General features: G+C 59.2%; 16 protein-coding genes and 2 pseudogenes. 7 read left to right on the top strand and 11 right to left on the bottom strand.

Annotated elements, in window-relative coordinates; genetic code table 11:
• Positions 1-26: 26 nt before the first annotated feature.
• A complete protein-coding gene (locus tag PVA48_RS01240) occupies positions 27-407 on the bottom strand; it encodes a hypothetical protein (RefSeq protein ID WP_022396598.1) in 381 nt (126 codons plus the stop codon).
• Positions 408-493: 86 nt separating this feature from the next.
• On the opposite strand from PVA48_RS01240, the pseudogene PVA48_RS01235 reads away from it, so the two are divergent.
• The 4 genes and pseudogenes from PVA48_RS01235 to rplT all read left to right on the top strand — a co-directional run bounded on the left by PVA48_RS01235 (position 494) and on the right by rplT (position 5,657).
• Positions 494-2,646 (top strand): annotated as a pseudogene (locus PVA48_RS01235) (excinuclease ABC subunit UvrB).
• A gap of 583 nt (positions 2,647-3,229) precedes the next feature.
• Complete coding sequence (locus tag PVA48_RS01230; protein WP_146021217.1) at positions 3,230-4,792, top strand: hypothetical protein; 1,563 nt, start codon at positions 3,230-3,232, stop codon at positions 4,790-4,792.
• Positions 4,793-4,916: 124 nt separating this feature from the next.
• Positions 4,917-5,126, top strand: a complete 210-nt coding sequence (gene rpmI, locus PVA48_RS01225) for a 50S ribosomal protein L35 (protein ID WP_012420592.1) — start codon at positions 4,917-4,919, stop codon at positions 5,124-5,126.
• A 147-nt stretch (positions 5,127-5,273) separates the two neighbouring features.
• Complete coding sequence (gene rplT / locus PVA48_RS01220; RefSeq protein WP_022396602.1) at positions 5,274-5,657, top strand: 50S ribosomal protein L20; 384 nt, start codon at positions 5,274-5,276, stop codon at positions 5,655-5,657.
• Positions 5,658-5,786: 129 nt separating this feature from the next.
• Here rplT and PVA48_RS01215 read toward each other — a convergent pair whose 3' ends face one another.
• Complete coding sequence (locus PVA48_RS01215) at positions 5,787-6,584, bottom strand: thioredoxin-like domain-containing protein (protein ID WP_022396603.1); 798 nt, start codon at positions 6,582-6,584, stop codon at positions 5,787-5,789.
• Positions 6,585-6,707: 123 nt separating this feature from the next.
• On the opposite strand from PVA48_RS01215, the gene rseP reads away from it, so the two are divergent.
• The 3 genes from rseP to PVA48_RS01200 all read left to right on the top strand — a co-directional run bounded on the left by rseP (position 6,708) and on the right by PVA48_RS01200 (position 10,698).
• Entirely contained in the window at positions 6,708-8,153 is a 1,446-nt protein-coding gene (gene rseP / locus PVA48_RS01210) for an RIP metalloprotease RseP (RefSeq protein WP_102729189.1), read from the top strand.
• Between the two features lie 34 nt (positions 8,154-8,187).
• A complete protein-coding gene (locus PVA48_RS01205) occupies positions 8,188-9,573 on the top strand; it encodes a DUF6056 family protein (protein WP_146021216.1) in 1,386 nt (461 codons plus the stop codon).
• A 333-nt stretch (positions 9,574-9,906) separates the two neighbouring features.
• Positions 9,907-10,698, top strand: a complete 792-nt coding sequence (locus PVA48_RS01200; RefSeq protein ID WP_102728251.1) for a PEP-CTERM sorting domain-containing protein — start codon at positions 9,907-9,909, stop codon at positions 10,696-10,698.
• A 228-nt stretch (positions 10,699-10,926) separates the two neighbouring features.
• Here PVA48_RS01200 and PVA48_RS01195 read toward each other — a convergent pair whose 3' ends face one another.
• The 9 genes and pseudogenes from PVA48_RS01195 to PVA48_RS01155 form a co-directional block, all read right to left on the bottom strand.
• Positions 10,927-12,276: a PD-(D/E)XK nuclease family protein gene (locus PVA48_RS01195; protein WP_423232105.1), complete on the bottom strand. Its 1,350-nt coding sequence runs from the start codon at positions 12,274-12,276 to the stop codon at positions 10,927-10,929.
• Complete coding sequence (locus PVA48_RS01190; protein WP_423232104.1) at positions 12,200-13,336, bottom strand: UvrD-helicase domain-containing protein; 1,137 nt, start codon at positions 13,334-13,336, stop codon at positions 12,200-12,202. The genes PVA48_RS01195 and PVA48_RS01190 overlap by 77 nt, the downstream gene beginning before the upstream one ends.
• Positions 13,255-14,085: a UvrD-helicase domain-containing protein gene (locus PVA48_RS01185; RefSeq protein WP_309557019.1), complete on the bottom strand. Its 831-nt coding sequence runs from the start codon at positions 14,083-14,085 to the stop codon at positions 13,255-13,257. The genes PVA48_RS01190 and PVA48_RS01185 overlap by 82 nt, the downstream gene beginning before the upstream one ends.
• A gap of 1 nt (position 14,086) precedes the next feature.
• Positions 14,087-16,960, bottom strand: a complete 2,874-nt coding sequence (locus tag PVA48_RS01180) for a PD-(D/E)XK nuclease family protein (RefSeq protein ID WP_102728253.1) — start codon at positions 16,958-16,960, stop codon at positions 14,087-14,089.
• A gap of 418 nt (positions 16,961-17,378) precedes the next feature.
• On the bottom strand, positions 17,379-18,296 hold the full coding sequence (locus PVA48_RS01175) for a DMT family transporter (protein ID WP_102728431.1): 918 nt from the start codon (positions 18,294-18,296) through the stop codon (positions 17,379-17,381).
• 410 nt (positions 18,297-18,706) lie between these two features.
• A complete protein-coding gene (locus PVA48_RS01170) occupies positions 18,707-22,003 on the bottom strand; it encodes an alpha-2-macroglobulin family protein (RefSeq protein ID WP_423232103.1) in 3,297 nt (1,098 codons plus the stop codon).
• A 770-nt stretch (positions 22,004-22,773) separates the two neighbouring features.
• Positions 22,774-23,061: pseudogene (locus PVA48_RS01165) on the bottom strand (MG2 domain-containing protein); the annotation flags it as partial.
• Between the two features lie 1,157 nt (positions 23,062-24,218).
• The gene (locus tag PVA48_RS01160) at positions 24,219-25,151 is read right to left on the bottom strand and encodes a hypothetical protein (protein ID WP_423232102.1); all 933 of its coding nucleotides are present in this window, start codon (positions 25,149-25,151) and stop codon (positions 24,219-24,221) included.
• A gap of 430 nt (positions 25,152-25,581) precedes the next feature.
• On the bottom strand, positions 25,582-26,769 hold the full coding sequence (locus tag PVA48_RS01155; protein WP_102722505.1) for an iron-containing alcohol dehydrogenase: 1,188 nt from the start codon (positions 26,767-26,769) through the stop codon (positions 25,582-25,584).
• Between the last annotated feature and the right edge of the window lie 45 nt (positions 26,770-26,814).

Here is a 26,814-nt window from a genome sequence, read left to right as displayed (position 1 = left end):
ACATTCCGGGCGTTCCGCAGGGCAGTTCAGCCCATGATTTGCGCCGGAAAGGGGAATATTTTCACAAACAGGAAATCCAGCATTCCCACGCACAGGGCGATGCAGATGGCCTTTTTGGGCGACAGGCGGGGAGCCGTCTTCAGCCAGATGACGATTCCCGCGTGGACCGCCAGGGAGATGCCCACGGACCACCAGAAGAACGGAATGCCCGTCATGGCAAAGAGCGCCGCCAGCGGATAGGTGAACGCCAGGAAGATTTTCATGATGGCTTCCCATTCATGTCCGCGCACCATCATCAGTTGCTTGGATAGAAGGGAGACGTACAGGCAGGAGGGGACCACGACGCACAGGATGAGGGAGACGAACCCTTTTTTTGCATACCGTTCTTCCTGCGTGGGAATGTACATGCCGCATATACTGGGTCAGCAGGGGGGAATTGTCAAACATTGTCCTAGCCCGGCGGGGCGGGGGGATTATACTGGCTTCCTCGCGTATGTCGTCTTTTGAATTAAATTCCTCCTTCAAGCCCTCCGGGGACCAGGAGCAGGCCATCGGCAAGCTGCTCAAGTCTCTGGAGGCGGGCAACAAGCACCAGGGCCTGCTGGGGGTGACCGGGAGCGGCAAGACGTTCACGATGGCGAATCTGATCGCCCGGATGAACAGGCCCACGCTGGTGATTTCCCACAACAAGACGCTCGCCGCGCAGCTTCACTCGGAGCTGAAAAGCTTTTTCCCGAATAACGCGGTGGATTACTACGTTTCCTATTTCGACTATTACCAGCCGGAGGCGTACATCGCCAGTTCCGACACTTATATCGAGAAGGATTCCGCCATCAATGACGAGCTGGACCGCCTGAGCCTGAACGCCATGAATTCCCTGATGACGCGCCGGGACGTGATTGTGGTGGCGTCCGTCTCCTGCATTTACGGCCTGTCCACCCCGGAAGATTACCGTAACCTGACCCTGCGCATTCGTGAGGGAGACATCATGGACCGGGACGTGTTCCTCCGGCAGCTGGTGGAACGCCTGTTTGAGCGGCAGGATTTTGATTTTACCCGCGGCACGTTCCGCGTGCGCGGGGAGGTGGTGGAGGTGTTTCCCGCCTATTCGGAAGGGGAGGCGATCCGCGTGGAGTTTTTCGGAGACGAGGTGGAACGGGTTTCCCTGATTGATTCCACCTCCGGCCGCGTGCGGGAACGGCTGGGGAGTTACACCTTTTCCCGGCCAAGCAGTACGTGGCCGCTCCGGAAAAACGGGCCGCGGCGCTTAAGGCCATCCGGGCGGAGCTGGAGGACCGCGTGGGATGGTTTGAGAAGCATGGGCGTCTTTTGGAAGCGCAGCGCCTGAAACTGCGTACGGATTACGATCTGGAGCTGATTGAAGAACTGGGCTTCTGCAAGGGGATTGAGAATTATTCCCGCCATCTTTCCGGCCGCCTGCCGGGCAGTTCCCCCTCCACGCTGCTGGATTTCTTCCCCAAGGATTCCCTGACCCTGATTGATGAAAGCCATGTGGCCGTGCCCCAGCTGGGCGGCATGTACGAGGGGGACCGCAGCCGCAAGAATATTCTGGTGGAGCATGGCTTCCGCCTGCCCAGCGCGCTGGACAACAGGCCGTTGAAATTCCATGAGTTCATGGAGAGGCAGAACCAGATCGTGTACGCCTCCGCTACGCCGGGGCCGTTTGAGCTGGTGAACTGCCGTGCGGACAACAAGACTTATATTCCCGTGCGCCGTGCCGCCAGGTCCGGGGAAAAGGCGCCGGAAGGCTTCAAGGGGATTCTGTTCACTTCCCCCAAGGATATCCGCGTCACTCCCAGCCCGTCTACGGAACCGGTGGAGAAGTTTGATCCCACGAAGCGTTCCACACCCCTGATTGTGGAGCAGATTATCCGTCCCACCGGCCTGCTGGAGCCGAAGATCACCATCCGTCCCCTGAAAGGGCAGATTGACGAGACGATTGCCCTGTGCAACGAGCGCGTTGCCAAGAATGAACGCGTGCTGGTCACGACGCTGACCAAGAAGACGGCGGAAGACCTGACGGAGTACCTGAAGGGGGTGGGGCTGAAGGTTTCCTACATTCATGCGGATGTGGACGCGATTGAGCGCGTGGAGATTCTGCGCGCCCTGCGTGCCCGGAGGATAGACGTTCTGGTGGGCATCAACCTGCTCAGGGAGGGGCTGGATTTGCCGGAAGTCTCCCTGGTGTGCATTCTGGATGCGGACAAGGAAGGTTTCCTGCGCAATGAAACGTCCCTGGTGCAGACGGCGGGCCGCGCCGCGCGCCATTTGAACGGGGAGTGCGTCCTGTTTGCGGATGTAATGACGGATTCCATCAAGCGGCTGATTGAGCTGACGGATTACCGCCGGGGCATTCAGGAGAAGTACAACCTGGAGCACGGCATTGTTCCCCAGACGGTGAGCCGGTCCGAACAGGGGCAGTTGAAACTGTATGCGGAAGAGGATGAAGAGTCCTTCCGCGTGACGGAGGACGAGGCCGGGTACGGGCTGGAAGAGCGCATTGCCAGGTTGGAGGCGGAAATGAAGGAGGCGGCCTCCCATCTGGAATTTGAACGCGCCGCCCTGATCCGGGATGAAATCAGGCAAATGCGCGAAGGCGGTAAAAAAGAGCAGGGCATTCCTTGAAGAATGCCTCTTTTCCCCTCCGGAACGGGAAAGCCCGGATGTTCCAGACCGGGACGGAGGCAATGACGCCATTTTTCCGGGATCATCGTGCCGATGATTGATTTTCAAGCGTTTTTCCCGGGAGAAATGTTCCGCGGCAATCGCTGCCAAAAACGGGGAACCCTTTTACGGAGAAGGCATGGGAGGTTGCCGCATTTCAAAAAACGAATTGCTAATCCGGGGTCAAGGCCTGTTTTTTATAACAAGGGACTTATGCTGAATAGCCATGTCCTTATTGAGAAACGTTCCCTTGTGGTGAAACCTTCCGGAATTGCATGACCGGCCTTTGGAGCGGCGCAAGCCTTTGCAGCCGTTGAAAAGCAGGTGTCTCGCTACGATTCCCTGACTTTCAGGGAAAAAAGTTTTCTGCCGTTCCTGTTGATGTCCGGATGCCGCAAGGCTTGCGGCGCTCCCTGTGGCATGGAGTCCATTCCGTGCTAATCCGTAACGGATTAGCAATCCGTTAGTTTATCCGTCCAGGCGCCGGAGCGGCACTGGGTTCATTGACTGTGACGGAATGATGTTTGGCGTATTCTTTTTCTTCGTGATTCTAGCTTCTCTGCTTGTTTTATGGCGCTGGCGTGCGGATGACTGCATGCTGCCGTGGAAGAAGGTGGTGGCTGCCTGCGGAATTTGCAGTGTCATTCTTTTCCCCCTGGGTCTCGTGTTCCGTGCGGATGGCCTGTGTTTCGGAACCTGGGAGGGCGCCGCATCCTCTATTGTCCAGTATGGAATTTTTTTAATGGCTTTATGCCTGTCCGTACAGGCGTTGAATGGCGTGGTATGGTATGGCGCGCGCCATGAAACGGAGTGGAGCCCCTGGGGGAAATGGGGCGTCATGGCCGTTATTTCCATCGCCGTGCTGGCGTGGTGGTGGCATGCGGGTTCACAGTGTTCCTTTGATTTCCAATATCGCCAGTATCCCCAGATCGTCAGCGGACAGTATAATTTGATGCATACGCTGGCCCACACCCTGCTGTGCAAGGGTGTTTTAAGCGTCTGGCCGGAATTTCAGGCCATCGTTCTGGTTCAACTGGGGCTGCTGTTGTCCGTTTGCTTCATGATCGTTTCCTGGGCGGCGCGTGAACGGATGCGGGCGCTGATCGTGCTGGGAGCCGTCTTGCTGTGCCTGTTCCAGTTTGAGATGGTGACGACGGTGATCAAGGACGTTCCCTATTCCATTTTCCTGATGGCGCTTACGGTGGGATTATGCTCCTGGTTATTGGAAAAACGCACCTCCGCCCTGTGGCTGATCGGTCTTGGGCTGGCCGGAACCGGGAGCCTGCGCTATGACGGAGCCGTTCCGTTTTTTCTTACTGTCGCGGCCCTGTCCGTCCATATGTTCCATCACCGTGAGGAATTCCGCCGCCTGGCGATTCCCGTGATAGGGGGAATTTGCTGCTGGCTGTTCGCTTTTCTCGTCCTTCCCTTTCTGATGGATGCGGAAAGCGGCGCGTCCGGCACCAAGTATGCCAAGATGGCTCATGTGGTCTGTGATATTGTTGCAGAGGGCGGGAAGGTGAGTGACGGAGACATGGAGCTGATTGAACGGGAAATCATGCCTAGGGACGTCATCATGAGGCAGTACCGCCTTTATGAAGATTCCCTGCATCCCGCAGTGTCAGCCGGGTACGGGCAGAAGTATCTCCACACGGGCCTGTTTGAGTCCTGGGAGACGGGAATGAAGTATGGGTTTGCGTGGACCTTGTCCGGCAAAGGGGAACTTGTCAGGAATCTGTTTTTCTCCGTTTCTGCGGACAATCCCCTGCTGGCGGGGAAGATTCTTCTTCTGAACAGCCAGATGGTTTGGAACCTGCCTGCGGGCAATGTCAGGGATATGCCGCAGCTTTCCCTGTTTTACGGCTGCGTGCTCAGCTTCCTCGTTTACGGAATGATGAAGAAAAAGGCGTATCTGATCCCTTTTGTGCCATTTTACGGAGTGGTTCTGGCCATTGGCGCGGCGGCGACTACGTATGAAGTCCGCTATATGCTGCCTCTGGAATTGCTGTTCCCCGTCCTGCTGCTTTATTCCATCTCCTGCGCCAAAAGAGCGGATGTCCCGAAGGAGGGAGAGAAAAAGGAAGGCCGCCTTTCCTCCGGAATTTGAGCGTGCCGCACTGGTCCGGGAGGGGGACCGGGCAGGTGGGGAAGCGTGCCATTTTAACCGGAAAAATGTTTCGGGGTCATTTTCCACTTGCCAAGAGCGGATTGGCGCCTATACTCCTTCCACCATGACCCGCAAAGGTGGTATCAATAAAACTCGCAAGGCAGTCGCCAAGCGTTTCAAGGTTACCGGCACGGGCAAGGTACTGCGCCGTAAACAGGGTAAGCGCCACATCCTCCAGAAGAAATCCAGCAAGCGCAAGCGTCAGCTTGGCAAGGTGGCTCTGGTGGACGAAACGCAAGTCTGGGCAGTCAAGCAGAACCTGCCTTTCGCCTAAACCGCGGAAACGCTCGACCAACGCCGAGCTTTCCCCGCTGAACGGGGGGCCTTCATGCAGCCTTCTTCCAATGAGAAGATAAGAACAGGCGAGACTGCAGGGAGGTGAGGAAGAACAGTCTGTTCAAGATAGAAATAGAAATAAGCTATGCCACGTGCCACTAATGGACCGGCCTCTCGCAAGCGCCGTAAGCGCATTCTCTTGCGTGCCAAGGGTTTCCGCGGTTTCCGCAGCAAACTCTTCCGCTACGCCAAGGATGCTGTTTACAAGGCTTGGCAGTATGAATACCGCGACCGCAAGAGACGCAAGGGACAATTCCGCCGTCTCTGGATCGCCCGTATTTCCGCTGCCGTCCGCGACCGCGGTCTGACCTATTCCCGCTTTATGGAAGGCCTGAAAGCCGCCAACGTTGATCTGGACCGCAAGGTTCTTGCCGACCTGGCCGTCTCCGACGAAAAGGCTTTTGACGCCATCTTCGCCCAAGCGAAGAAAGCCATTGAAGCCAAGGATGGTGCCGCTCTCCGCGCCTAAGACGCAGCAGAGTCCATCTGTTCAGTAAACATTAACAAACAGCCCCGGAGGTTAGCCTTCCGGGGCTGTTTTGCGTCTTCATGTCCGGGTGCGGAAAAAAACGTGAAATCCCGCCAGGGGAGGATTCGTTTATTCGGATTCGGCCGTTGCCTCCTTTTCCTTTTCCGCGCTGGCCAGCTCCTCCACCTTCCGCACCAGTCCATCCATGCTGCCGGAAGCGATTTTGTTCCCGTTGGCGTCCACCAGCACCAGGGAGGGGATGGGACCGGGATAATTCTTGCGGATCAGAGGGCTTTCCTTGGAAAGGTTGTCCAGGTAGCCGAACAGGAAGACCGGCCACGGCATCTTATTGGAAACGGCCCATTTCTGGGCGCCTTCCAGCGCATGGTCCATGCTGCACAGGACTACTTCCAGATCCTTGCGGGGAGCGATTTTATCCCGGTACACCTCCAGGTTGCGCGGAAGGGAGGCCCTGCACGGGCCGCACCAGCTCGCGGAATAATACAGGATAAAATACCTGGCGTTCCATTTGCCGTCCATTTTGACGAACTTGCCGTCCTTTTCCCGGTAGGTCAGCCCTTTCAGCTGTTTGCCCAGGACTCCTTTCGGGATGACCATTTTAGCCAGCTCTGCATCCGTCTTGCCGACCAGCTCCTTGTGGAAGTCAATCCAGTCCAGGTCCTCCCTGGAAAGTTTTTTGAGGGGAAAGGGGATTTTCTTTTTCGTGAAGACGTTCTGCATGATTGCGTTGACGCTGTTCAAGCCGGCCAGCCTAGCCTGGAAGGTGGCGCCCGTTTCCTTGTTCGTCCAGGTCCGGGTCATGGAGGGGATGTCCGCTTCTTCCTGAGGCGCGGCGTGAAGAAAGGGCGTACAGGCTATCAATGCGGCTGCCGGAATGCCCGTCATGAGAAACTTGGAGACAATCATCTTTCGTTGTTATGGTGTTTTCTGCCGCATGTCCAGAATTTAAATGTTCCCTCTGTCATTAGGACATCCTTGAAGCTTGTCCGCCGGGAGGCGTCATGATAACCTGACCCACAAAGCACTACCATGGATAGCATTCTTTCCGTTCTTACCACCATTGCCATTATCTTCGGTGTGGTGATGTTGTTTAACTTCATGATTTTCATTCATGAACTGGGTCACTTTTTCGCCGCCCGCTGGCGCGGCCTGTACGTGGACAGGTTCCAAATCTGGTTTGGACGCCCCATCTGGAAAAAGACCGTCAACGGCGTGCAATGGGGGGTGGGCTGGATTCCGGCCGGCGGCTTCGTTTCCCTGCCGCAGATGGCTCCGATGGAGGCTATTGAAGGGAGAGCAGAGCTTCCCAAGGATTTGAAGCCCGTTACCCCCTTGGACAAGATCATCGTGGCCGCCGCCGGCCCCATCGCCTCTTTCCTGCTGGCCGTGTTTTTTGCCGTGGCCGTCTGGATGGTGGGCAAGCCTGATGTGGAGATGGGGGTGACTACGGTCGGCTTTGTTGCTCCGGACAGCCCTGCGGCCCAGTCCGGCATTCTGCCCGGCGACAGGATTGTGAAGGTGGACGGCCGCCCGGTGGACAAGTGGGCGGGCAATATGGAAGGCGTCCGGGAACTGATTATGCTGGGTGAGCATGACCAGGTAGTTTTTACGGTGCAGAGGCCTGGGCATGAAGGAGAGATGGAAATTTCCTGCGGGTTCCGGATTCCGGAAACGTCCTGGTGGCAGCGCTCCGGCATGCGCCAGGTAGGGCTGATGCAGGCGATGCCCTGCGTCATCGGGGAAGTGCTTCCCAATTCTCCTGCCGACCAGGCCGGATTGAAGCCGGGCGACGTGGTGACGGCTGCCAACGGGGAACGCATCTGGAGCCCTGCGGCGCTGGATGGGCTGTTGAAGAAGAATGAACCGCTTCTGCTGGACGTGACGGGCAAGGATGGCGCCGCGAGGCAGGTGAACATCCAGGGCAGGCTTCCGGAGAACTGGCACAACGGCGCGAACGGCTCCCTGCTCAAGGGCGCCCAGCCCATTCTGGGCGTAACCTGGGACCTCAGCTCCGTGGGCCGTGACGTAACTGTGCATCCTACTCCGTGGGCGCAGATCAAGCAGAGTTTGAAATGGATGGGAGATACCCTGGCGAAGGTGGTGGCCCCCGGCAGCAGCGTGGGCGTGGAGCACCTCTCCGGCCCCGTGGGAATTGCCAACCAGTTTTACAAGATGTTCTCCCTGGAGGAAGGCTGGAAGCTGGCCCTGTGGTTCTCCGTGGTGCTGAACGTGAACTTGGCTATCCTGAACATCCTGCCTCTTCCTGTGGTGGACGGCGGCCACGTGGTGATGAACTCCATTGAGCTGGTTTTCCGCCGCCCCCTGAACGTGAAAGTGCTGGAATTCGTGCAGTTCGGCTTCGTCTTCCTGCTGATGGGCTTCTTCCTGTTCGTGACATTCAAGGACGTGGGGGATTTCTTTGGCAAGAAGCCGGACAAGCTGCCCACCCCGGTATTCAAGGCCGTGACGGATTAAACGCGGGCGGCGACCCTTGATACGGCTTGATTCCATGAAGCAGTCACTGGCGGCGCGTTTCCTGTTCCGGGCGGTGGTGCTGGCGCTTCTCGTGTACGCCATGCTGCTCACCTGGTGGACCCCCTTCACCGGGGACAGCTTCATGCATTCCGTATTCGGGGCTGGCCACCGTCTTGCCTTCCAGCCCGTGCTGGAACGGTGCTGGTGGTCGTACATGAACTGGAATCCCCGCCTGGGGGAATTCCTGGCTGTCTTTACGGCCACGGCGGGGAAGTGGCTTTTCCTGGCCGTCAATCCCTTCGTGATTCTTTCCCTGGCCCTGATGATGTTTTACCTGGCGCGGGGAAGGAGGGTGAATTCCGGGCACTGGCGGGATGTTCTGCTGTTTTCTGTGGGCGCCCTTCTTCTGCTCACGTCTTCATCCAGGCCGGGCATCACGATGTTCTGGCTGTCCGGAGGGACAAACTATGCGTGGTCAGCCGCCGTCTGGCTGGGCTTCCTGTGCCTGTACCGCGGCTTATGGGCCGGGACCTCCCGGATTAAGGACAGGCCCTTTTCCTGGCTTTGGATAGGCGTGGCGGCTTTTGCCGCCGGGATGACCAACGAGAACCAGATTCCCGCTTCCCTGGGCATGCTGTTCCTGTACTGGCTGTATGCGCGTTGGAAGAGCCTGGCTCTTCCCCGCTGGTTCTTCGTCGGCTGGGGTTTTCATGCCCTGGGTGGCGCCTGCCTTCTGCTGGCTCCGGGAAACGGCGTGCGTCTTCATTCGGAGACGGCGGGTGGCGCCGCCGTCCTTCACTCCTGGGCGGAGCGTTTCGGCGCCATTCCGGAACTGATGAATGCTTTTTACGAGTTCATGCCGCTTCCTAAAATCCTGCTGGCAGCCGTCGCCGTGGCCCTGACCCTGCTGACGTGGAGAAGAGGTTGGAAGACTTGGAAGGGGGCTTCTCTCCGCCGCATGTGCGTTTCCCTTCTGTTCATTCTGGTGGCCCATGCCATGGCAATCAGCTTTTTTGTGCGCGTGATTCCCGCTTGGCATGCCATGTTTTCCGCTACGGTGCTGATGATGACGGGCATCCTGGGACTGTACGGGGTATGGATGGACGCCGCGCAGAGGCGTTGGATTCCTTCCTGCGTGCTGCTTGCGGCGGCCGGGCTGGCCCTGTGGGTATGCTCCGGGTATCTGGATGCCTTCCCGCGCATCCACCGCCAGTGCGAGGAACGGAAAATGTTCATCCGCCATGAACTGGAAAAGGGAGAGAGAAACATTGCGGTCCCTCCTTATGAGCCCGTGCCTCTGGCTCCCTATGTTTCCGTGATGTGGCGCATGAGCAGCGGAGACCCGGATGAATTTATCAACCGTTCCATTGCCCGTTATCTGGGAATTGAAAGCATCCGGGTGGCTGTGCCTGAACATTGACCGTCTTTTTTGGCGAATAGCTGTTTTCCCGGCGCGGCCGTATTCCGGTGGAAACGGCGGCGCGGTAAAAGTCCGGCTGTTTTTATAAACCGCCCTCCGGCCATCTTTTCTTTACTCGAATGCCGGTGGAACAGGAATGCTCTTGCGGATCAATAATCCGATGATTGCATAAAATCTTTAATTAATATTAAATCTATTTATATTAAATACATTATATATATTTATATCTTGATATGAATCCCTCAATACATGGAAAACAAAAAAGATATATTATTTAATTTTTAGTGTTTTCCATTGACATCGGATTATTGATCCGGTTTACTTTGTGTCACCATGAAGAAGTCCTTGTTTTCTCTGGCTCTGATTTCAAGTTCCCTGCTGGCAGTGCAGGCGGCGACTGTGCAAATTGACTTCGGGCGCGATGACGCCGCGACAGACGGAGCCCTCAATATGAATTACGGCCATTCCTCCGCAGCCCTGGGCACGATGCCGGGCGACGTCACTTTGGGATGGAGCACGGCCGGATACCCTGTGGGGGATGACGGCCATACCACGACCAAGACGCCCGGCGAAGAAAACGGGTGGAAGAACGCTTTTGGCGGCAGCATGCCTTTCTCCCTGGGAGACAGCTTCCGGGACGGCCTTTTAACGCAGACGGCGACCGGTTCCGGTTCTTTTACCGTGACTTTCAGCGGTCTTGCCGCCGGGGAATATACCTTGTCCCTTTTCGGCGGTTTCACGGGTAAGGACGTCTTTGCCGGACAGACGTGGACGATTGGAGGCGCCGACGCTTCCAACGCGACCTGGACAAACTTTGGCACAAACGCCAGCGGTGATTGGAACGAGCTTTCCACGACGACGGGCGACAGTTCCGGCGTTCTGGCTCCCGGGAATGCCGCAGACGGCTCCAATCCTTCCGCCAACAAGGGCCTTTATTCCACGGTGGAGCACATCGTGGTGGGGGAAGACGGGACGCTTACTCTCACGATTCAGGGGGACGGTTCCAGCAATTTTGGCCGTACGGCCCTCAATTACCTTTCCCTGACCCAGGTTCCGGAACCTGCTACGGCTACTTTGAGCCTGCTGGGCCTGGCCGCTCTGTGCCTGCGCCGCCGCCGCGCCTGACCAGGAAGGTTCCAACCGTTTTTATTCAAAGCTGTTCCGCGTCCGCGCGGGACGGCTTTTTTATTTAACGGCCTTTCCCTTTCCGCGCCTTCGGGGCGGCATGTTTTCCAGCCGCGGCAACGGTTTTTTCCATAGGGGATTATCCGTCGTTAACATAGGAACGCAGGGAGGAACGGCAAGGAAAATGCGGGGAAAGACAACTGCCGGTCCTTCAGGAAAAAAATTCCTTTAAATGCGGATGGTTTCCTTCAAATGGGTGGAAACAATGATGCACGCGATTCGTTCCGGCGGTATTCCCGTGATTCTGGACACGATGCGGGCGTAGGCGTTCAACTGGTTGGAGTGGCGTTCCCGCAATTGCTCCGGAGAGTTCGCATGGTCCGTCTTGAAGTCCACGATGCAGGCGCTTCCGTCATGAAGGAGCAGCCTGTCAATCACGCCGGAGATCCAACTGTTCCCGTCAATGGCTTCAATGCGCTGTTCCTTCATGATGCGTGCCGTTCCGGGAGGGGTGAAGAGTTCGCGGATGGAGGGAATCTCCATGCAGGCGGCCACCGTGCGTTCCGCCTCCGTGGCGGGATGAAGAGCCCATTCCGGCTTGTCCGATTCATCCCAGCGGGTAATCCGTTCAAAGACGGCGTGAACGGCTGAACCGAATGCGGCGGATTCCGCATCGTCGGCATATCTTCCTTCGTGGGCCGCGTCTTCTGCCGCCGGCAGGCCGGAGGGGGAAAGCCGCTCCCTGACCATCGGCCGTTGGAGGGGCCATTCCGGCGTGTCTTCCTCCGCCCGTTCCCGTACGGATTCCGTGAATTCTCCGTACCACCCGCCATGGCCGCAGGAATACAGGCATTCCGCCCCGGATTCCGGAAGCGTGTCTTCCGTTCCTTTTTCACAGGACCGGGCTGCGGAACGGACGACCTTCCACATGGAATCCGCGGTCATTTCACCTTTTTCTTCCCGGTAGGGGAGAATGACGTACGTGGCCCGCTTGGCGCGGGTGAGCGCCACGTACAGCTTGCAGAAGCCGTCAAACTGCTGCTGGGCGCGCCATTCCCGGTAAAGCTCCTGGAGCTGTGGAACGTTCGTGTAAACGTGCCTGGAAGGGACCAGCACGATTCCTTCTATGCTGCCCTCCCGGTTCTTTTTGACAAAGTGGGTCAGGTGCCTTCCGTCTGCAAAGGGGGCGTCCCTGCCGATCTGGGGCAGGATGACGATGTCGAATCCCAGGCCCTTGGATTTGTGGATGGTCATGATCCGGACGATGCCCCCGGCAGGATCCTCCCGGCGGGTCACGTCTTCCATGTGCCTGATCCATTCATCCAGGGAAACGCCCTTCTCGTCCACCTGTTCCGCCTCATTCTTCCAGACGGCCAGGCGGTCCCGGTGGAATTCGGTCAGTTCCGTTCCCGTCCGGGCCAGCCTCCGCTCCAGTTCCTCCATGACGGCGGCGTAGCCGTCCCGTTCCAGCAGGAGGCGCCAGGCCTTCCAGTCCATGCCTTCAGGCCGTTCCGGAGTGACGAGGGGCCGGAGGGGGGAATGGGTGAGCAGGCCTGCGGCAAAGGGGTCTCCCGGCATGAGCAGCCAGCGGAAGAAGTACAGCAGGTTTTTTCCCGGGGGAATCCACGCCCACCGGAACGTCGTCGCATACCTCCGCGGGAACGCCGTGGTCCGTCAGCCAGGTCTTGATGGCTAGCGCCTGGTTTTTCGTGCTGACCAGAATGGCGGTTTCCAGGCCGCGGCGCAGGGCTCCGGTACGTTCCAGGATGTCGGCTGCCGCCTGGCACACCAGGTCGTTGGCGGTGGAGGATTCCGCCTTGGGCGTCTGCCAGATTTGGGAGACGCCGGACCGGCCTTCCAGATGGGGGGCGCACCGGTGCTCCGGATATTCCCCCCATTGTTCCAGGGCGGCGGGTTCGCAGTCCGGCGCCGTCCGGGCGTAGTCGCAGATGTCGTTCACCAGGTCCAGCACGGGCTGGACGGAACGGTAGGAGGTGGACATGCCGCGTTCTTCCAGTTGAAGCTGGGTGGAAACGGAGCGGAAAAGCTCCGGATCCCCGCCGCGCCACTGGTACACGCTCTGCTTGATGTCCCCCACCACGAAGATGCTGCCTTCGCTCCCGGCCTTGGATTCCGTCAGGTCGTCCAGAAAAGGCTTGATGACGCGCCACTGGGACTGGGACGTGTCCTGGAATTCATCCAGCATCCAATGGTCATAGCGGCAGTACATGCGGTATTGCAGGTCTCTCTTGAGCTCCGGCGTGACGGCTCCCCCGCCCAGCATGCGCGTGACGTCGTGAAACAGGAACCTTCCCTTGTTGCGGACCAGGGAGGAGTATTTGCCTTCAAAAAGGAGCATCAGTCCGTGCGTGGCGCGGGTGCGGCGCAGCGCCTGCAGGACCTCCATGCGCAGCCAGCTCTGGATGAGTTCTTCCAGCGGAGGGGACCAGAAGTCCTTGAATTTTTCCCGCGCCTCTTCCACGGTGATGTTCCAGGAAGAACCTCCGTCCGTGCGGAAGCGCACGCGGCCCAGCCTGGCGTATTGGGAGAAACCGTTCAGGAAGCGCAGGAACAGTTCTTTGTTTTTGGAGCCGTTTTTCCCTTCCGGAGCGGGCGCCTGCTGTGCCTGGAAAGCCACGGCATGCAGGACGGCGTCAAATTGTTCCAGGGGAACGGGGGGGCCAGTTCTTCCGGCGTGAAGCCCAGCGCGACGGGGTTTCCCCATGTTCCGGCGTCCGGTTCGTCCAGGAAAAGTTCGTGGTAGGTGTTGAGACGCCGCATCATGGAATCCTCCGCATCCGCGGCTTCCGCATCGGAGTCCGCTCCGGAGAGGAAGGCGTCTTCAAAATTCCGCCTCCGCTCCCTGTTCACGGAGCATTCCCGGTACAGGGAAAGCAGGGCTTCGCGGCGCGCCAGCTTCTCCGCCGTGGTGTCAATCATGCTGAAGCCGCTGACGCCCAGCTCAAAGGTGCTGGTGGAGGCAATCTGGGCAAAAAGGCTGTCAATGGTGCAGAGGTTGAGGCGCGCCAGGTTCTGCACCAGGATGTGCAGCAGATGCCGGAAACGCTCCCGGTGCAGGTTTTCCGCCTTCCATGCCTCCGTTGCTCCGGGCCAGATGCCGGGTTCCCCCGGTGTTCCCTTGATGACCGTCCAGAGCTGTTCTTTCAGGCGTTGCGCCCCCTCCTCGTCCGTAGCCCCCGCAGCCAGGTCCGTCAGGATGCGGTCCTTGAATTCCCCTGCCGCCTTCCGGGTGAAGGTGATGGCGATGAGCCGTTCGGGGTGGCTGCCGTGGTTCAGAGCCAGCAGCCCCAGGAAGCGCAGGGAAAGCTGGTAGGTTTTTCCCGTTCCGGCGGATGCGGAGATCAGCATGTTGGTCAGGGAGAACATCTCAGAAAGGCAGGTGGGGGGTGAGGTTGAGGCCCAGCAGGTCCTGCAGGCTTTCACGCCGGGAGGCCATCAGGTCCTTGAACACGTCGTAGGAGGGAGGGTTCCAGCCCAGTTCCTCCGCGGTGATGAGCCCGCGGCCCTCATGAAGGAGCTTCATCAGCTCCACCGTCCAGGCGCGCGCGCTGTCCAGCGCGCATTCCTCATAGCCGGGCATGGGGTCGTGAAGCGTGTCCCAGGCAGAGATGCCGATGTCCAGCGGATTGGCGGGAAGGGCGTAATACGCCGCCGAAGGGTGGCCGCCATAGGCTTCCGCGGCCCACAGCACGTAAACGGGCAGTTGCAGGTCTTTCCAGCGCGCGTGCGCCAGCCTTCCGTTTTTCTGGCGTTTGGTGTAGGGCCGCAGGGCCGGGGAAAGCAGGGACAGGGCGTCCGGGCGCCCGATCGGTTCCAGATGCTTTCTTTCACAGGATGCGGCTGCTCCCGTTTTGTAGTCAATGACCCGTATGCGGCCGTCCGCGTGGCGGTCGATGCGGTCAATGCGGAATTTCATGGGGAAGCCGCCCAGGGACCAGTCTTCCACCTGGTGCTCAAAGGCGATGCAGGACCAGCCTTCCTGAAGGTCCTGCAAATGCTGGACGGCGTAAACGGAAAGCCTCTGCTCCATGGAGCGTTTTTGCAGCAGCAGGGGCATGAGGGGCGTGGGGCCGTATTGTTTCCGGAAGGTTTGTTCCAGTATTTCCGTGATGGCGTCCTGAAGGGCGGCGGCTTCCATGCCGTCTTTCAGGGCGGCGTGTTCCCGGCAGAAGCATTCCAGCACATCGTGCAGCATGGTGCCCAGTTCGTTGACGGCCATGTCCTCCTTGTCCGGCAGGAACTCCTCCTCATTCATGTGCAGGGCCTCCCGCATCCAGAAGCGCATGGGGCACGCCAGGAACCTTTTGAGGACGGAAGGGGAGAAGGCCAGCCCTTTTTCCTTCCACGGGTTTTTGTAGCCGGGCGCCATCGCGCCGATGTCCGTGGCGGCCTTCCAGCCTTCTGCGGGCTGAAGGTACCAGCTTCCGCGCTGGTAGGGGAGGGGTGCGGGCGGATCGCTGATTTCCCGGAAAAGCTGTTCCACGCGGTGCGGCAGTTCCGCGTCCGGGCAGCGCATGAGCAGGGAGGAAGGCGTCAGCGGATCGTTTTTGCTGCTGGTCCGGGAGAGAATGATGGTGAGGCTGCCCTCCCGTTCCCGTGAATGGAGCAGGGCGGTCAGCAGGAAGCTGTCCCGGGCTTTTTTCCGGTTGAAGGAATCGATGCCTAGGGCTTCCCTCAGTTCCTCCGGCATGAACTGGTCGGAAACGCCGCCTTCCGGTACGGTCCCCTCGTTCAATCCCGTCAGAATAAGGTGTTTCTCCGGGCGGAAGTGGACTTCCATCCAGCCCAGGGAATCCAGTACCGCGTGGGCCTTCCTTCTGTTTTTGACGCGCAGCGGCTGAAGGCATTTCATCAGGAGCTGGAGGGCCGTCTCCGGTCTGGAGAAGGCGGTGGAGCGTTGCTGAAGGCGTATGAGGCCGGAAAGGCAGGAATGGAGCATTTCCATGGCTTCCGTTTCCGGACCGTAGGCGTTCGCCAGAGCCGGGAACCATTCCATCAGCCTTTCCCCCAGCGTGCCGGGTTCCGCCATCCGGTTCCGCCAGGCCAGAATGGCCTGGATGGAAGGGAGGGCGGCCGGATAAAATTCCTTCAGCCTGGAAATCAGGTAATCTTCCGATTCCGGAAGGAACTTCTGCTGGATTTTATCCAGCGCGGCGCAGCAGTACTGCTGGTTGCCTATTCCCAGGGAGGCGCAGAGCAGGGAGGAACGCGCCAGGCAGAAGACGGGCCGCGCCGCGCCCTTTTCTTCCAGCGCCTGCCGCAGGTGGCGGAGCAGGTCCATGACGCCGGTTCCGGCAAAGGGTTTCCCTTCCGGATTGTGGAGGCCCCAGCCGTATTCCCGCAGGGCGGCATCCAGGGCTACGTTCATGTCCGGATCACAAACGCCCAGGGCGACGTCCGGCGTTGTTCCCTCCGCTGTGCGGGCGACCATGCGGCACGTTTCCCCGGCCAGCCGGGCAGGGTTGGCCGTGATCCTGATCTGGGCGTCGCTGATATGGATGGGGCACTGGGTCCAGACTTCCGGAAGGGGGCATCCCCAGGAGTCAAAGGAACCGGCTTCCTCTTCCGGCGCGTGTATCCATATCTGGACGGGCACGCCGCTGCGTTCCGCATGCTGGAGGGCCTGGCGCAGGGGACGCGGAACGTCCGCTACGCAGGCCAGGATGACGTGCCCTCCTGTTTCCCGCAGGGAATGGAGCAGATGCGGCGGTGCTTCCGCCTCCATGGCGGTTCTGTCCGCAAGCTGCCAGCCTTTCAACTGTTGCGTGCAGTACTCCGACAACCTGTCCATGTCCGTCCAGCGTTCGTCACGGCCCGCGCAGGAATCCTGGGCCATGCCGCAGGAAATGCCCTGGTTCGCCATGGCGTGTTTAAGGCTTTGCAGGCTGCCCGCCATTTCCAGCATGCTGGAAAAATCCTCCGGCATGTGCCGGGGGAACAGGCGCGGATAAAGACGGTGGGGAGAGGTTCCCAGCGCCTGGAGCCAGCCGGCCAGCTCTTCCAGGACGGAAGCCGTTTCCTCCTTTTCCTCCAGCCGGGGGAACTGGTCCGCCGGAATAACCTGGGGGGCGAAGATGGCCTGTGCGCTGGAAATGGAGGCAAGGTATTCCCTCAATTGCCTGCCGGATTCCCGTGTGGGGACCAGCACCAGATTCCGGTGGAAGTCGTTTCCCAGGGAAAGCAGCCGCTCCGCTACAGCCCGGCAGGCCGGTTTGTCCCAGGATAGAAAGAGTCGGTTCATGGCAGGGAAGCAGGACTCCCCGGAAAGGGGAAAAGGCGGAGACTACGGGCGTATTATACCTTGCCGGGGCGTATTTTCCCATCTATTTTTTCAGGGCTGCCGGGAGGGGGATGGGAGATCACGGAGTGTCAGGGGCTTTAGTGGCGTTTTAGCTTTGAGGGAGGGATGCCTTTTTTTGTATCCGCGGATTTTTGCCTGGGAAGGAAGGCTTCCGGTTTTTGGACGGGAGCTTTTCCGCCCCTTCGTGGAGGGGAATTTTCTCTTGCTGTGTTCCGCCCGGCGTCCGTAGGGACCGGGAGGACCTTCTTCCCAGAAGGGAGTTCACCAAGTGGCTTTTTCGGGAATGCCCCGCCTCCCTAAACAAGTGTGTTCATTCCTGCGTGGCTGTAGAAGGCCGTTTTCTGAAGTTCCCGATTATTTACGGCTCCTGAACGGCGGTCTTTTTTCCGGTTCTGGTGACCAGAAGCACGCCCGTGAAAACCAGCAGGACGGAAAGGGTTTTCATCCAGCCGAAGTGGTCCATCCCCCACAGCACCGCTACGGAAGAGGCAATCACCGGCTGGCAGTAGTTGTACATGCTGACCGCGGTGGGTTTCAGCCGCTGCTGTGCGAAGGACAGGCAGATGTAGCTTACAAAGGTAGCGAATGCCACCACGTAGGCAATGCCCAGCCACGTTTGCATGGGAAGTGCGGAATAACGGATGGAAACCACGTCCCGGAAGGTGAAGGGCAGGCAGGCGATGGCGGCGTAGGTGAACATCCATTTCATCAGGGTGACGGGCGAGTATCTGCCGATCAGGTTTTTAAAGAAGACGAAGTAAACGGCTACGCTGCACTGGGAGGCCAGGCAAAGGATGTCCCCCAGCAGGTTGTTGTCTCCCGGCAGGGCCGCCGCACGCCCTCCGCTGCCGGAAACCAGCAGAATGGCTCCGATGGCGCTGGCGCAGACCCCGATGATTTTTTTTCCCGTGATCATTTCCCGGAGGACGAAGGCCGCCAGAATCATGGTCAGTACCGGCGTAATGGTGGTGATGATGGCCGCATCCGCCGGAGAGGTGAATCCCACGCCCACCGTGAAGGCCATCTGGTTGAAAATGATGCCGAACAGGGAGGCGTAAAACAGGGTCAGCCGGTCCTTCCTTGCAATGGTTTCCCCGGGCACGAAGGCGGAGGCCAGCCAGAACAGGATGGCCGCTCCCAGCAGGCGGAAGGTAGCCAGGGAAGCGGAGCTGACTTCCCCCGGCTGCATGACCAGTTTGCTGACCGGAGACATGAGGCCCCAGATAATGGCCGCCGCTCCCATCGCGATATGTCCCTTCAGGGTTCCGGATTCCATGGTACGGCCCGCTGCGCAGCGGGCAACGCATTCTCCGCTTCCGCGGACGGATTGCAAGAGTTTTTAGCGCGGAACCGCAGCCCCGGAGAGAACGGCCAGGCGGGGAGAGGGGCATGCTCATCCGGGGAATTGGGAAGGTATGGCTCTCCGGTTTTTTCCCCCTGACGCCGGGCAGGTCCGGTTTCCGTCTTCATTTGATTTTAACGGGAAAATGATTGACCCGCCGTTCGTCCAAAATTGCATCGGCTCCTATGGGGCGGGAGTGGCGGTATTGCCCGCTTTCCGCCTCAACTCCATGCGGCAGGATTTGAGGCGGAACAGGAATAAGAAGACCCTGGCTGAAGTCCTGTTCCTTTACGGGGACGCTGATGCAGGCGTTTTTATCGGGGTCCCTGCGGGTGGCCGGGCTTCTATTCGGCAGGCATGGAGATGCCGATTTTGTGTTCCTTGCTGTTGCCGCGGAGTTCCGGCGCGTACATGGCCTCAATGACGGCCGGCAGGGCGCTGAAGCGTCCCGGGCGTTCCGCGCGCAGGCGGTGGCTGATCTGGTATTGTCCCATGGGCAGGGAGGAAAGGAAGACGCGTATTTCTTCATCCCCTATTTCCTTGTAGCCGGATACGGTCCCCATCCAGGCGTAGCCGCTGGTGGTTTCCTGTGATTCGCATCCCGCGGGCTTGGGGTCCAGGAGCATGAGGTATTCCACGTCGTTCTTCGTTTTCACGGTCATCACCACTTCAATGATGTCGCCGCTGGCGATGACGTCTCCGTCTTTCAACAGCGTGCGGCGGGTCAGGTCCTTGCCCTGGGAGACGAGCTCTCCGGCATCCGTCTGGGTGTCCTTCACGGAGTCGTCCTTCACCGTTTCCTTCCGGATGCAGTAGTAGGAGCGTTCCACGGTGACGGCATTCCCCGCGGCGGGAATGGGGTCTTCCAGGGAGAAGTAGCTGAGGGTGGAATTGGCATAAATGTTTCCGCTGCCCTTCTTCCTGCGGATGGTGATGACGTGGCTGCCGTCCGCCAGGTCTTTCCCGCTCATGCGGAAGGCGTTGTCAAAGGTGAACAGGGTCTCCTTCGTACTGGCGACCGTTTTGACCGGAACGCCGTCGTAAAGGATTTCCGCTTCCATGTCCTCCATGCCTTCCCTGGTCTGGAGAAGGTAGGCGGACAGGGCTTCCAGACAATCCGCCGTATCCTTGGTGGAGTCCCAGTAGGAACCGTTGGCGCGGTTGTTGAGCAGCCATTTGGCCAGGCGCGCCGTGACGGGATTGCCGGGGTCGCTCTTGGCCATCAGTTTCAGGTAGGCGGCCTGCGTGGCTACGCCGCTGCCGTACCACCGCCACCAGTAGCCTTCATTGGGAAGGCGCAGCCATGCGGTTTGCAGGGAGTCGTCCTGCTGGAGGAACTGGGAAATGATGGGCATTACCTTCTTGAAGTCGTCCATGCGGTGGGCGTCCAGCAGGATTTCCGCCAGTTGAACCTGGCTGATGACGGGAAGTTCCAGCCTGTCGCGGAACAGGTAGCGTTCCATGGGCAGGTTTTTGACGCCGCATTCCGCCAGAACGGAATAAACGAGGGTGTCCGTGGCGGAGACCGTCAGGCGGTAATCCCCCAGCTTGCGGATGGCTTCCTTCTTCTTCGGGCCGTCCGGCAGTTTTTCCAGTTTCCGGTATTCGTCTCCTTTCTCAAGAAGAGCGGCCTGGCTTTCCTGATAGTTTTTCAGCCAGCGGACGGCTCCGGAAAGCATCCCATCCGGGACATTGACCGTGTTTGAAGCAATCTTCAAGCCGTGCGCCACATGGGCCGTCATGACGGGGTCTCCCTCGCTGGCTCCTCCGAACCATCCCCAGGAACCGTTGGAGAGCTGCTTCTCCCGGAGGGAGGAGATTCCCTTGGCGGCCATCTTCTTCAGCGCGGCTTCATCATAAACGGGGTTGCGTTCCAGCTTCTTCATGATGCTGTCATGGAAGGCCTTGTTCTTGATGGCCTGGGGATTCAGATTACGGTGGCTTTCCAGCGCCGCGCCAGGATTCAGACCGAGCTGCTTGAGCGCGTCCGTCACGACGAGAGCGGGCAGGAAGCGGTTGAGCGTCTGTTCCACGCAGCCATAGGGGTATTCCGCCAGGTAGGGCAGGGCTTCCACCATGCTGAGGGCGATGCTGGGGGAAACCTTGACGACCAGCTCGCTTTCCTCCCTGCGCCGCTGCTGCGGCAGGGAAATGGAGAGTTTCTGCTCCTGTTCTCCGGGAAGCACCACGGCGCTCCCCGCATGGAGCTGCTTCATGCCGTGCACCAGCACGGGGAAGTTCATCTGCATGGCGTCTCCGGTGGAGCCGGACGCCGCCTCCATGGCGACGGCGGCGGTTCCCTCCCTGATGGCGGCGGTCCACCAGTTGACGACTGCCTGCCCCTGGGCGGGAACGTCCACTTCCCGCACGGCGGAATTGTCCGTATCTGCGGCGAGCCCCTTTACGGCCGGAGCGTCAGCCGGGAGAAGTTCCAGGCAACCGTCTTTCAGGGAAATGGAAACGCGGGCGCGGACGGCCTTGTCCGTCCGGTTGCGGACCAGGGCGCTGAGCATCACTACGTCTTTTTCCACAAAGAAGCGCGGGGCCTGCATGCTGACCATGAAGTCCTTCGTGGTCAGGAATTCCGCGGAAGCCTGCCCTACCTGCAATCCGGGGGTGATGGCCCAGGCGGCGGCTTTCCAGGTGGTCAGGTTGTCCGGCATCTCCACAGGAACGGTAACGTTCCCTTCCTCATCCGTCCTGAGCGTGCCGCACCACTTGATGCAGTCCGCAAAATTGGTGCGCAGTTGAATGTGCGGGGAACTGTTCTCCTGCACGTCTGCGTCTCCCTGTCCGGCTGCAAAGGAATCACTTTCTGCGCTTTCTTCATCCGAAGCCATCTGCTGCATGGCCGGAACCGGTGCGGCGGCGGGGACTGCCGCTCCTTCAGCCAATACGCGGCTTGCGGCTTTTCCGCTGATAGCATAATTACCGGATCTGACTCCTGCGGTAGCAAAGCCGTTGACGGCTCCTTTTTCCCTCCGCAACAGATAGCCGTAGTCACTGTAGAGCAGGGATTGGAAGTAGGGCTGGTCCGGGCCGCGGTCCTGTTGCGTTCCGGCGGCCGTCATTTTTTTCAGGCTGAGAAAGCCGGTTTCGTTCAGGCTCCCCCAGACGGTCTTGGCGATGTCCGTAATATTGGGGCGTGCGATATATTCCAGAGCCTTGTCATAGACGGCCAGGGTAACGATGCCGTTCCTGACGGGTTTGCCGTCCGGCCCTTTGACCTGAACCGTTACTCGCCCTTCTTCACCGGGCTGGTATTGGGATTTGCCCGGTGTTACGGAAGGAGCCAGAATCTGGCTGGCTGGCGGAATCAGCAGTTCGGCGGAAGCCGTGTGAAGTTCCCCGTTTCTGACGGTGAAGGCGTTCACGCCCATGTTGGGCATGTCTTCCCGGGTCAGGGGGCATTCCACCAGGGCGGTTTGCCGGTCCAGAGGGACCAGGCTGCGGGACTCGTCTTTCCAGGAATTGCGCAGGAAGGTCCAGACGCGGGCGTCCGGATAATCAGAGGCGAGGAGCAGTTTGGCCGTATCTCCCGGTGCGTATTCCTTCTTGTCCGGAGTGATGGAAAGGGGATTGATTTTAAAAGGATTCTGTTTGCCCTTGCCGTAGGAAAGGAACTGGAAAGACTCTTCCACCCTGTTGCCGTGTTCGTCCTTAGGGTAGAGGAAAGGGCATACAGGCCGGATTCCCTGGTCTGGAAGGACAGGGTGGCTTCCCCTTCCTTTCCGGTGGTGATATTCCAGGTTTCCAGAGCCTCCCGGCTGCCGTCCGCGCGGATATGCTGCAAAACGGAGGTTCCCTTGGCGTGAGCAATCTTGGCGCCGTCCGCCGTGGCCGCGGTGATGGAGGCCTGCACCGGCGTTCCGGTGGGGGCGTAGCCGCGGTTCAGGGCGGTGAAGATGTTGAACGGGCGGAAGGTGGCGATGACCTGCCCGGAAGCGGAAACTTCCCGCAGGGAGGCATCCGTCACGCTGGCGGAGACGCGGTAGGTGATATTCTGGGATGCGAAATCCCGGGCGTCCTGCGCCGTGGAAAGCTCCACGGACGCTTTTCCGTCCTTATCCAGCGGCACCGTCTTTTCCAGGACGGTCAGGGGTGCATCCGGAGAAAAGGGAATGTAGTACGGGCTGAAAGACCTGTCGTACAGCCAGCTCCATTTCCAGTAGGGCGTCCAGACATCCGCTCCCAGTGTCCGGGTGATCGTAATGGTGGCCTTCCCCTCGCTTACGGGACCGCCCGCGTAATAGTCCGCCTGAATGGAGACGGGAATGGGCCGGCCCAGGCGGATGGGTCTGGAGGGGGCGTCCATCCTGACGGAGAATTCCGGCTTCTTGTACTCTTCCATACGGAAGAGAGGGGCATACAGCCGGAAATCCGGGTCCGCGGAATCATGCAGCTTCAGCTTGGCTCCATACTGGCCCAGCGGAGCTTCCGCAGGAATGAGCAGTTCCAGTTCAAAACAGCCGGTAGAATCCGTCGTGACGGTTTTTGGCGGAAAAACGCTCTCATCCCCGGTTGGGGAAGTAATGGTCAGCGTCAGCTTTTTTCCGGCGCAGTCCTTCGTTCCGGGATTTGCGATGTCCGGACGGAAGAGGACGCCCTTGAACCGCGCCGTCTGTCCGGGGCGGTATACGGGCTGGCTTTCCAGGAAGAAGCAGGAATAGGGGTCGGAGGCCTTGTTTGCCGTATCCATGAGATAATTGCCGGATTCCCAGCCGTAATCCGATACTCCCGCCAGCACATAGCTGTCCCCTTTGGAAGCGATGCCCAGGAACATGTTGTAAGAAGGAGTGCGGGAACCGCGGGGAGGGATTGTTTCTATCATGGCTCCGTCCTTGTCCGTGGTTCCCTTCACCTGGTGTTTTTGGAGCGTTTTATCCTCCTGGTAGCGAAGGAGGCGCAGGCTGCCCCCTTCCACGGGCATTCCCGTTCCGGCATCCGCCAGGAACCATAGGTTGCCTTCCGGCACGGAACGGCGCACCAATACCATGTCTGACAGAGTGAGGAAGCGGTGGAACCGGTAGCCGTTATCCAGCGTGACGGTAAGCAGGTACCAGCCGGGCTTGCGGGTGGGCACGGGAATCTGGGCGATGCGGTTCAGGTGCCGTTCCCCGGGAGCCAGAGCTACCTTTTCCCCTTTGATTTCTTCACCCAGATAGCGGGCGTAGGACGGCTCATGCAGCAGATTGAAAAGGAGGGTCCCCAGGCTGGAATACTTTTTCCTGTACGCGTTGCCCAGCGTGCTGGAGGTCTGCACCTTGTCCATGCGTTCCTCCTGCCACCGCTTCATATCCACGGAGCGGGCCGTCACGCTGGCCTGGGCGGCGTTGCGGTAGGAGAAGGCGACCGTCACCGGTTCCCCCGCCAGCAGCGTTCTTTTATCCGCATCAAACATTCCGTTGGGTTCCGTGATGGAGGCAATGCGCTTCTTCAGGTTGTCCGCAACGTGCAGGAAATCCTCCTTGTCCGTTTGATTCCAGGATTGTGCGTTCCAGGTCTGAAGGATTTTGCCTAAAAGCTCCGCGGCAGCGGGCCTCTGGTTGCGGGCCAGGAACTCATTGGCTGCCAGATTGCCGGCGTTAACGTAATAATCCGGCTCCGGAGTTACTCGGACCGCAGCGGCGATCCGGATGAAATCGTAATCCGGAGGAAGGGTGGTGAGCAGGAATTTTCCGTTGCCCGTCCGGTCGGTTTTAACGACGGTCTGGTTCGTTTTCAATTCCTCCGGGTTGATGCCCGCCACCATGCCCGCGTTGCCGGGGCCGTACACGAACTCCTGGTCCGGAGCCGTATTGGAATAGGAGAACAGCCGGTGGCACCAGGAGGCGGTGAAATAGTTGACCTGGTTGGCTAGTTCCGGGTTCGCCTGAATGGCGGCGTCCAGCAGCCAGCGCATGCGTTCCCCGTCGTTTTTAGCCGTCTCCCAGGAGGAAGAGGCATGGTAAAAGACGACTTCCGGCTTCCCCGTTTTGGCATTGACCGTGACGGGCACGGTGGCGACGTTCCGGAACGGGGGGCTTCCTCCCTGGCGACGTACCCCGGCAGTTCCTTCAGGCTGGTGAGGTTCCCCAGGGCGGCGTAAGCCTGGAAGGGGGAAAGGGAACTGTAGCGGCTGCCTTTCACCAGCAACGCCTGAGCCGTCATGAAGCGCAGTTGTCCCAGAAGCTTCATGTTCTTTTCCTTCTCCGCCAGTTGCATGGCCTTGGAAAGGCACCGCAGGGCTTCCACCCGGTCCCTCGCTTCCCCGGAATATTCCCCGTCCCATGGCTCGGCGCTGCGGATGTAGGCGCCGTCCACCAGTTTGAACGTATGGCTGGCGTTCTGGTACAGATGGGCAGCGTCCATCAGGAAATAGGGATTGCCGCCGTGGCGTTTCATCTGCTCTTGCAGGATGGTATCCAGATTCGTGGAATCGTCCAGGGCATTGAGACGGGTCAAAGCCTGGTAATAAAGAAGAAGGTCCGCTCCGCTGTACTGGTCGTCGTATTCGTCAAGCTGTTTTAAAGCCTGTTTGGCCGCATTCTTGAACAACCTCTTTTCCAAAAGCTTTTCAATAGCCTCAACGGACTGCTTCCTCTGCTGGGAGATGGAAGTTGCCTTGTCCGCATCCTTGGCGCCTTTTTGGGATGAAGAAGTGGAATCTTCCGGAAGTCCTCCCTTGTCATCGGCATGGGCGGACGGGCCGTCCTGACGCTGTGGTGGAGTGGAAGCGGCTGCCGGGCACGGCATTCCGGAAGCCAGCAAGCCTCCCGCCAGAAAAAGCAGGGAAAAGATTCTGTTCATTCAACCAGACTACTTCCATGTAAAATATTTGGCAAGTTACAAGTAGGTTACAACATGCGGGAGATTGTCTTAATGCCGTTCAATGGCCAGAAGCGTTGGAAGGATTGACTTTCAACGAGCAAACCGGACTTCTTTTACGTTCCGGCCTGTATTCCGGTGCGGATCGTCTGCCGCGGCGTCCTTTTTGAGCTTTCAGGGCGGCTTCCTCAGGTTCCCCTCCGGAGGATATGCAACCGCCGTCTTCTCTTCTTCCCAGGGAAAGGGACTGCCTGGGTATATTTATATTCCACTGCCGTCCCCTCGTCCCGAATCAGCTCTGCCGGATGAGGGAGCCGAACCGCATGCATGTTCATGTCTCTGCGGGAGGGAAAGACGGCCTGCATGGCTGGCCGTCCCGGAATGCAGGATGAAGGAAGAAACGGGGATGCCGTCAATCGGGCAGCGGGCCTTCGCATGCCAGGCGGTAAATGGCCTGGACGTCCCGGGCGTCCAGTTTTTCCAGCCCCCCGATGGGGCCGCGCACGCTGATGGCCTGTTCCGCCATCAGTGGAAAATCCCCGGACTTGATGTTCAACTCTTCCATGGTCGTCGGAAGCCCCAATTCCCGGTAAAAACGTTCCAGACGGGAAATGCCTTCCCGGATGAGGGCATCCGGCTCCCGGAAGGAACCCTCCACACCCATCACCTTCACGGCGAACTGCGCGAACATTCCTTGGTGTTTGGGGGAAACATACTTCATCCATGCCGGGGTGACGACGGCCAGGCCCGCGCCGTGGTCCACGTGATACAGGGCGCTCAGTTCGTGCTCCATGGCGTGGCAGCCCCAGTCCTGTTCACGGCCCACGCCCAGCAGGTTGTTATGGGCGAGGTTGCCGGAAAACGCAATCTCCGCCCAGGCGTCGTAATCGTGCAGGTTCCCGTTCAGGATGCGGGCGTTTCTCATGATGGTGCGCAGGGTGGTTTCGCAAAGGCCGTCGGAAAGGTCCGTATGCAGGGTTCTGGTGAAATAGCGCTCAAAAATGTGGCTCATCATGTCGCTGACGCCGTTGGCCATCTGGTGGTGCGGGAGCGTGAAAAACAATTCCGGGTTGATGATGCTGAACACGGGGCGCAATTTGGGAGAACCGTACCTCAGCTTCCGCCTGGTTTCTTCATTGGTGATGACCGTGTTCGGGCTGCTCTCGCTGCCTGCGGCGGGAATGGTCAGCACGGTGGCGACGGGCAGCGGGTCCGCCTGCGGCTGTTGTTTGGAAAGATACAGGTCCCATACGTCCCCTTCATGGGGAACGCCCAGCGCAATCGCCTTGGCGGAATCAATCACGCTGCCGCCTCCCACAGCCAGCACGAGGCCCAGGCCGTGTTCCCGGCAGAGGCGGATGCCTTCATATACCAGGGGAAGCGTGGGGTTCGGCTGGACGCCGCCCAATTCCTCATACTCCACGCCGGCGGCTTTCAGGGAAGCCGTGACGGCGTCGTAAAGGCCGGAACGCCTGATGCTGCCGCCTCCGTAGTGGAGGAGGACTTTTTTGCCGAACGGCTTGAGAAGGGCGCCCGCTTCATGCTGGGTTCCTTTTCCGAAAATGAGCGTGGTCTTGTTATCGTAAACGAAATTGAGCATGGCGGGGATGCGGTGACGGTACCTTTAACGCTACGGCTCTTCCAT

The sequence above is a fragment of the Akkermansia sp. JRP_AM1 genome (assembly GCF_049262625.1).
In the GTDB taxonomy this organism is placed as follows: Bacteria; Verrucomicrobiota; Verrucomicrobiia; order Verrucomicrobiales; family Akkermansiaceae; genus Akkermansia; species Akkermansia massiliensis.
Note: the sequence above shows the minus strand (reverse complement) of the source record. Positions and strands in the feature narration are given on the sequence as shown.